6 protein-coding genes are annotated in these 7,766 nt (G+C 67.1%); 1 reads left to right on the forward strand and 5 read right to left on the reverse strand.

From position 1 onward, the window contains the following. The 5 genes from O1R50_RS25910 to O1R50_RS25930 form a co-directional block, all read right to left on the reverse strand. A partial coding sequence (locus O1R50_RS25910; RefSeq protein ID WP_270113158.1) for a glycoside hydrolase family 43 protein occupies positions 1-851 on the reverse strand: 851 nt, incomplete at its 3' end. 226 nt (positions 852-1,077) lie between these two features. After that, positions 1,078-2,685 (reverse strand): glycoside hydrolase family 43 protein, encoded by a 1,608-nt coding sequence (locus tag O1R50_RS25915; protein ID WP_270113159.1) that lies wholly within the window; start codon positions 2,683-2,685, stop codon positions 1,078-1,080. Positions 2,686-2,699: 14 nt separating this feature from the next. Further along, entirely contained in the window at positions 2,700-3,596 is an 897-nt protein-coding gene (locus O1R50_RS25920) for an alpha/beta hydrolase family protein (RefSeq protein ID WP_270113160.1), read from the reverse strand. Between the two features lie 111 nt (positions 3,597-3,707). Beyond that, the gene (locus tag O1R50_RS25925; RefSeq protein WP_270113161.1) at positions 3,708-4,328 is read right to left on the reverse strand and encodes an RICIN domain-containing protein; all 621 of its coding nucleotides are present in this window, start codon (positions 4,326-4,328) and stop codon (positions 3,708-3,710) included. Between the two features lie 97 nt (positions 4,329-4,425). Beyond that, the gene (locus O1R50_RS25930; protein WP_270113162.1) at positions 4,426-5,532 is read right to left on the reverse strand and encodes a non-reducing end alpha-L-arabinofuranosidase family hydrolase; all 1,107 of its coding nucleotides are present in this window, start codon (positions 5,530-5,532) and stop codon (positions 4,426-4,428) included. A gap of 395 nt (positions 5,533-5,927) precedes the next feature. Between O1R50_RS25930 and O1R50_RS25935 the strand changes: the two genes are divergently transcribed. Continuing rightward, positions 5,928-7,679, forward strand: a complete 1,752-nt coding sequence (locus O1R50_RS25935) for a cellulase family glycosylhydrolase (RefSeq protein ID WP_270113163.1) — start codon at positions 5,928-5,930, stop codon at positions 7,677-7,679. Positions 7,680-7,766: the final 87 nt, after the last annotated feature.

A 7,766-nucleotide genomic window follows, 5' to 3' on the forward strand; every position in this document is an offset into this window, starting at 1 on the left:
TTGTGGTAGAAGAAGTACGAGTTCCCCTTGAAGTCGATCACCCCGGGGTGGTTGGTGAAGCTGCCGCCCTGCGCCGGCATGACCGTCCCCCGGTAGGTCCAGGGCCCGGTCGGGCTCGGGGCCGTCGAGTAGGCGATGAACTCCTGGCAGCACTGCGCCGCGTACACGTTGTAGTACAGCGAACCCCGCTTGTAGACCCACGGCCCTTCCTCGTAGAGGGTCGGCCGTTCCGTGCTTCCGGGGCGGGTGCCGAAGCCCTCCGTGGTGAGGGGGACCTGGGTCACGGAGCCCGAGTAGGAGATCATGTCGGCGTTGAGCTTCACGTACCAGAGGTTCGGGTTGCCCCAGTAGAGATAGGCCTGCCCGTCGGTGTCGATGAAGACCGTGGGGTCGATCTCACCGTTCACGACGAGCGGGTGTCCGAGGGCGTCCCGGAACGGCCCGGTGGGACTGTCGGCGACGGCCACGCCGATCGCGAACTGGCCGGTGGCCCGTTCGCTGACGGGGACGTACCAGTAGAACTTGCCGTCGCGCTCGATGGCCTGGCCCGCCCAGGCGTTCGCGCCCGCCCAACTGAACGTGTCGAGGCTGAGCGGTGAGCCGTGGTCGGTCCAGTTGACCATGTCGTCGGAGGACCAGACCCGCCAGTCCTTCATGACGAACGAGGTCGAGCCGTCCTCGTCGTGCCCGGTGTAGAGGTAGACACGTCCGTTGTGGACCAGCGGCGCGGGGTCGGCGGTGTAGACGGTCTGGATGATCGGGTTGTCGGCCTGTACCGGGGAGGGCGACGGATCGGCGACCGGGCTCAGCGCGGCCGCCGCGAAGGCGAATGCCAGCGCGAGCGCTGCCATCCGCTTCCGGTGTGGCGTGGATGTCCTCATGGGGAACCTCTCTGGCCGCGCGCGCGGCCTGATCTATTAGGGACATTCATGATGAAGGTCCATATTTCCTTGCAAACAAAGCATCTCGCGCCTATTGCTCCCAGTGGTGACAACAGATCGCAGGCTGCTCAAGTAAGGGCGGCCACGTCGAGGACAAGGCTTGTTCAAGTTCCTTGCGGATTGCGTGTTGCGACTCTTACGCGGTGACCGTGAAGCGTTTGACGGTGACGACTCCGCCGAGGGCTTGGGTGGCGTGGTTGAAGACCGCGAACCGGGGGCCCATGAAGAATGCCGGGCTGGTGCCGAGGGTGTGGGCGGTCCCGAGCGGGATGAAGTTCGATCCGTCGTCGCTGTATGAGAAGTGCGCCTGGCGTTCGGCGCCTGGTCGGATGTCGGCGGTGACGCGCAGCCAGACGGTGGACCCGCACAGTTCGGCGCTCGCGCGTTCGGTGCCGGTACCGACGGTGTTGAAGCCCGAGTCCATGTTGTGGCCGTCGGTCATGGAGATGCGGGTGACGCCGTTCTCGCGGCGCAGGCCGATCCAGGCTGAGGAGTCGCGGAGCACCGCCAGACCCGCGCGGTCGCCGTCCGCCATCTGGGCCGGGTCGAGTTCAACCGTGGCTGTGGAAGAAGGGCCTTGGATGCGGTGGGTGAGCGTGTTGCGAGCCCGGTAGAGGTCGTCCGTGACCGTGGCGGTCTGGAGCCTGAGGCCGTTCCCGGTGCTCCACTTCGTGTCGTCGGGGTTGTGGTTCCATTCCCACTTCGCGGCGAGCGTCGCGGCGGTGAACTCGTCAGTGCCGATCATGGACGGCACGGAATGCGGGGGGAGGTCCGGGAACGGGTACGTCTGTCCCCAGGCGCCGTTCATCGTCTGGACCTGCGGCCAGCCGTCCGCGGTCCAGGTGATCGGGGCGAGGGCGGGCACGCGGCCGCCGGGGTAGGCGTCGACGAATCCCATGTAGTACCAGTCGCCGTTCGGAGTCGAGACGAGGCCGCCTTGGTGGGGGATGCCGCCGCCGGGGATCGGTCCGGGCATGTCGAGCAGGACCTCTCGGATTTCGTAAGGGCCCCAAGGCGAGGAGGATTTGAGGATGTACTGGCCGTTGGGGGGCTTGGTGAGGAACATGTAGTAGCTGCCGTTGATCTTGTAGAACCGGGCGCCCTCCATGCCGCCGATGTCCGACGGGCTGGAGAAGACGTGCTCGTTGCGGACTTCGTTCTTGCCGTCGGCCGAGAGCTGGGCGACGTAGAGCTCGGTGTTGCCGTAGGCGACGTACATGGTGTCGTCGGTGTCGACGAGAAGCCCTGCGTCGTAGTAGGAGCGGGGGAACTCTGCGTGGCGGGTCCAGGGTCCGGCGGGGTTGGTGGCGGTGTACATGAACGAGCGGTGGAAGTCGATCTGGCCGAGCCAGTAGAAGCGGTTCTCGCGGGGGCGGTGGGTGAGCGTGGAAGCCCAGATGCCGACGATGTAGCGGTGGCCCCCGTTCAGGTCGTACCAGTCGGAGAAGTCGAGCCTGGGCACGGAGTGGCCGATGAACTCCCAGTTGACGAGGTCCCGCGAGTGCAGGACGGGCGCTCCGGGTGAGTAGTGCATCGTGGACGCGGTCATGTAGAAGTCCGCGCCGACGCGGATGATCTCGACGTCCGCGAAGTCCTGCCAGATGACGGGGTTCGCGTAGGTCGACTGCTGGGCCTCGGCCTGGGTGAACGGGTTGAGGGCGGCCGCAGCGGTGGCGCCGGCGAGCACGCCGGCTCCGCCGATGAGCATCCGCCTGCGGCTCTGGGGGAATTCGAGCCAGGACATGGTGGCTCCTTTCGTTAGTCGAGGTCGGCTTCCCAGACGATGCCGCCGCCGGAAGCGTCCGAGGAGAGGCGGTCGCGAGCGGCCGTGTCGCCGTAGAGGCTCCAGCGCATCCAGTCGAGGCTGGTGGCGATGGTCTGGGGGTAGGTGGGGCCGTTCCAGATGAACTCGTGGTGGCCCTGCCCGGTGTGGGTCATGAACGACTTGGGGGCGGGCAGTTCCGCATAGGCCTGGCGGGCGAGGTCGTAGTGGGTGAGCGTGTCCTGGTCGCCGTGCACGAACAGGACCTTGGCCGCGACGGCCGGGGTGCCCATGTCGATGCAGGAGTAAGGAATCGCGGCGGTGATGCGGGAGTCGGGCCAGGCGGTGAGCAGGCCGTGGGTGGTCATGCCGCCCAGGGAATGCCCTGCGACGCCGACGCCGAGGGTCGTGTCCATGTGCCCGGCGAAGGCATCGCACGAGCCGGGTTCGCCGAGGGCGAGTGTCTGCGTGAGGACCTCGGAGACGTCCTTGGACTGGTTGCCGTTGTAGACGTCGCCGACGTTCCCTTCCGCACCTGTGGTCGTGGTCGGGAACACCGGTGCCGGGACGATGAACCCGGCAGCGGCCAGGGGTTGGATCTGGGCGCCGTAGCTCTCGGGGCTGCCGTCGAGGCCGTGGCTCCACTCCACGACGGGGAACTGCCCGTCCGCTATCGGCGCGTCGGTGGTGGGCCAGTCGCCGGGGGTGCCGGAGGCCGCGGGGTAGAAGATCCGCGTGACGAGGGTGCGGCCGGCGCGGTTCCAGGTGAACTCGCGGACGCCGAGCGCGTATGTCTGGGTCGGCGCGGTCCGCGCCGATGCGGGCGTCGCGGGACCGATGATGGCTGCCGCGCCCGCGGCGGCGGCCAGGCTCAGGACGGTTCTGCGCTGCATGGATTTCCTTAAAGAGGTGGAGCCTGAATTAGGAGAGCCCTCGGAGCATGGGGTTTGGGGTGGGGCGGCAGGTGCGGTATCGCTCGGAAGCACCGGCCGCCCCATGGGGAATCAGGCGTTGGAACCCTGGCGGATGTCGGCGAGGACGGTGTCGGCGCCGCACGTGGAGCCGACGGGGGTGAGCTGCCACTGCTGGTTCGCGTAGCCGGTCACGGTGTGCTGCACGATCGGCGAGCCCGCGGTGGTCGACCAGTCGCGGACGTCGAGGGCCTTGCCGGAGAAGCGGCTGACGATCGAGTAGTAGCCCTCCCCGTTCGCGGTGACCTTCCACTGCTGGTTGGTGTCGCCGGTGTCGGTGTACTGGGCGATGGTGCCGCCGTCGGCGGTGCTGTGGTTCCAGACGTCGAGCACCAGCCCGGAGTGGCGGGCCTGGATGCGGTAGTAGCCGTTGCCGCTGTCGATGAAGCGGAACTGCTGGTTGGGGTTCGCCCAGTTGGTGTACTGGGTGAGGACCGCGCCGGTCGCGGTCGAGACGCCCTGGATGTCGAAGGCGAGGCCGGAGTGGCGGGAGACGATCGTGTACCACTCGCTCGTGCTCGGCGGCTGCGCGTCGGCGCGGCCGGCTTGGAAGGCGACGAGTCCGGCGGTCGCGAGCACGATCGCCGCCGCGAGCGCGGCCAGGGCTCGGGTCCAGCGGGACAGGATCGAGAGATCGGGTGCGGCCGAAGTCATCGGGTGCTCCTTGCGGATTCGGGAACGGGGAATGAGGGATTCGCGGGGGGTCAGCACCAGGCGCCTCCCTTGAGGGTCGGAGGGCAGCTGGCAGCGGTCAGCACGAGGCGCCTCCTTTGAGGGTCAGGAGACCGAGGCGGTACGGCAGCTGGGAGTACTCCATGCCGTCAGTGCTCGGGTCGCGGCCCTGGTAGAGGAACTGGAGGTTGCCGGTGTCGATCTGCATGGTCTGGTCGTTGCCTTGCCGGATGAGCTCGCCGTGGCTGATGTCGGCCGTCCACTGGCCGTCGGGGAACGTCACGTTCGCGATCCCGGCGAAGGGGGCGCTCTGGTCGCCGGCCTGCAGCCGCCACTGCCCGGTGAGGCCGTCGGCGAGGTACGAGCGGTAGTAGCGGCCGTTGGAGCCCATCGCCTCCCAGATGAGCAGGTACTGGTTGGTGTTGTCGATCTTGTAGACCGCGCCGCCCTCGAAGAGGAGGTCGCGCGTGTCCTGCAGGACGATCTGGGTGTTGCCGAAGCCGTTGGGGAACTCGCCGATCGTGGTCTCGGAGCGGTACACGCGCCCGTCGTCGTCGGCGGCGAACAGGTAGCACATGCTGTCGTCGCAGATGTTCCAGAAGTCCAGCCACCCGCCGCTGTTCTCCTCGACGATGGGAGGCGTTTCGTCGATGAAGTTCTTCGGCGCCGACCAGCTCATCGGGTCGGCGGGGTTCTTGCTGGTGGAGTAGGTGGGCGGCCCGGTCTGGTAGACGAGGTACCACTCGTCGTCCGGAGCGAAGTGGAACAGCTGGGGAGCCGCGGCGTACCGGGAGCCGATGCTCGGGTTGGTGTCCAGGTAGGTCACGGGCGCGTCCGCGGCCTGGGACCAGTCGGAGAAGTGGGTGAAGGCCAGGCTCCAGTGGCCCTCGGGGGTGTTCGCCACGGTGTTGTAGACGAGCCACTCGTTGTTGTAGCGGACCACCGTCGGGTCCTTGGCCGAGACGACGTTGTGCGTCGCATCCGGTTTGGGGCCGATGAGGGGCCCGGTCGACTCCCACTGGTAGGAGGTCGGCAGGGCCTGCGCCCCGGCCTCGTCGGCGCCGCCGCCGCCGGTTCCCCCGCCGGTGGTCTGCGCGCCGGCGATGAGCGCACTCGATGCCAGGGTCGTGGCCACGGCGAGCGCGGCCAGCCCTCCCAGCATTCGGTTTCGCAGTGTTCGTCGCATGAATGTCCCTTCTATGGGCTTGCAGAACCCTCTGTTATCGTTCACAAGTCCAAGCTTGTACCGAAACGCACAAGAGCGTTCTTCCGAAACATTGGATGATTAGAACTATAGGGATGTCTCGATACGGCGTCAATAGTTTGGGCCCACGATAAAACGAACGGGAGTGCCGGGAGAAGTCCTCGACCAGGGGCCAGATCCCTCGCGGCCCGGATCGCCCTGCCTCGTCGGCATGAAGAGTGCTGCTCGAACGCTTGACAAAGTTTGGTGCCCAAACTTAGTCTGATCGCGCACAAGGAGATCGACCCCCCCTCCGGCGGCAAGCGCCGCGCCCTCACGGTATCCACCTTCCCACGAGGAGATCCGTGAAGAGTTCAGCCACTGTCCATAGAAGACGAATGCGCTTCGGAATGATCGCCGTCGCCGCGGTCACCGCCCTGACCGCGGGCCTGCTCGGCGTCGTCGGCGCCCAAGCGAAGAGCGAGCCGCCCGGCCCGCCGGACCATGCGGTCACGGCGATGGAGCAGGTCGCGGCCATGCAGCCGGGCTGGAACGTCGGCAACAGCCTCGACGCCTTCGGCGGTACCGGCGGTGAGACCGCCTGGGGCAACCCGCTGATCACCGAGGAGCTCCTCCAGACCATCAAGGCCGAGGGGTACAACTCGATCCGCCTCCCGGTGGCCTGGGATTACGAGCACACTGGCCCGGGACCGGACTACACGATCTCCACCGAGCGCATGGAGCGTGTCGCGCAGGTCGTCGACTGGGCGATCGCGAACGACCTCCAGGTGCTGGTCAACATCCACGACCAGATGTTCACCAAGGAGCTGCCGGACGACCGCGAGAACGTGCTGGCGAAGTTCAACTCGATGTGGACCCAGATCGCCGAGCGGTTCAAGGACTACCCGTCCGAGCTGTCGTTCGAGAGCATCAACGAACCGCAGTTCCCCACTGACACGGCCAACCAGGACGCCCACACCGCCACGCTCAACGTCAACTTCTACGAGACCGTCCGCGCCACCGGCGGGAAGAACGCCGACCGGCTCCTGGTGCTGCCGACCTGGGTCACCAACTCCGAGCAGCCGCACCTGGACGCGCTCAAGGCCACCATCGACGAGCTCGACGACGACATGATCGCCGCGACCGTCCACTTCTACGGGTTCTATCCCTTCGGCGTCAACGTCGCCGGGGTCACCACCTACGACGAGGAGACCCGGCAGGACCTCGAGAACACCTTCCAGCGCACCAATGACACCTTCGTCGACAACGGCGTGCCGGTCATCGTCGGGGAGTGGGGTGTCCTCGGCTACGACTACACCCGCGGCACCGTGCCCAACTCGCCGCAGTACGGCGAGTTGCTGAAGTTCTTCCAGGCCACCACGCACCAGGCCGTCGAAGAGCAGCTGACCTTGATGCTGTGGGACGCCGGCTCGTACCTCAACCGCCACACCCTGGAATGGCGCGACCCGCTCCTGAAGGCGTACATGGACTCAGGTTTTACGACGCTTTCGGGCACCGCCTCGTTCGACTCGATCTACCTCGAGAAGGCCGGGACCATCGCGGACGAGTCGCTCACCCTCAATCGCAACGGACTTGACTTCGAAGGTCTGTGGCAGGGGGACACCGCACTTACCGAGGGCACTGACTACACCGTCTCCGGTGACACGGTCACCCTGACCGCCGCCGCGCTCACCCGTCTCGCGGGCGACCGCGCCTACGGCACCAACGCGACCATCGAAGCCCGCTTCTCGGACGGCCTGCCGTGGCAGATCCACATCATCAGCTACGACACGGCGCAGATCTCCGACCTCACCGGGACCCTGGACGGCGCACCTTGGTCCCAGTGGTGGGCCTGCAACTCCTCGTGCTTCGCGATTCCGACCGAGTTCAACGGCGACCAGATCGCCACGATGGAGGCCAAGTACGCCGACGGCACCAACGCCGGACCCCACACGTGGACCGCCTTCAAGGAACTCTGGGCGACCTACCGGCCCGACTACGACGCCGGCACGATCAGCCTCACCCCTGACTTCTTCAACGAGGTCAGGGACGACGAGCCCGTCACCCTCACGTTCCACTTCTGGGGCGGGGGGACGATCGAGTACATCGTCACCAAGACCGGCACGACCGTGACCGGCACCAACGCTTAATCAGCGACTACCCGGCGGGGGGGGGGGGGGCGGGGGCGCGCCCCCGCCCCCCGCCCCCCCCAGCCGCCACCCCCACCCCGCGCCCCC

Origin of the sequence: Glycomyces luteolus (genome assembly GCF_027622875.1) — a bacterium.
In the GTDB taxonomy this organism is placed as follows: domain Bacteria; phylum Actinomycetota; class Actinomycetes; order Mycobacteriales; family Micromonosporaceae; genus Glycomyces; species Glycomyces luteolus.

Coding starts and splice junctions, on each gene's coding strand:
- O1R50_RS25930 (WP_270113162.1), bottom strand. CDS start 5,532: ATGCGACGAACACTGCGAAACCGAATGCTGGGAGGGCTGGCCGCGCTC.
- O1R50_RS25935 (WP_270113163.1), top strand. CDS start 5,928: ATGCGCTTCGGAATGATCGCCGTCGCCGCGGTCACCGCCCTGACCGCG.
- O1R50_RS25925 (WP_270113161.1), bottom strand. CDS start 4,328: ATGACTTCGGCCGCACCCGATCTCTCGATCCTGTCCCGCTGGACCCGA.
- O1R50_RS25915 (WP_270113159.1), bottom strand. CDS start 2,685: ATGTCCTGGCTCGAATTCCCCCAGAGCCGCAGGCGGATGCTCATCGGC.
- O1R50_RS25920 (WP_270113160.1), bottom strand. CDS start 3,596: ATGCAGCGCAGAACCGTCCTGAGCCTGGCCGCCGCCGCGGGCGCGGCA.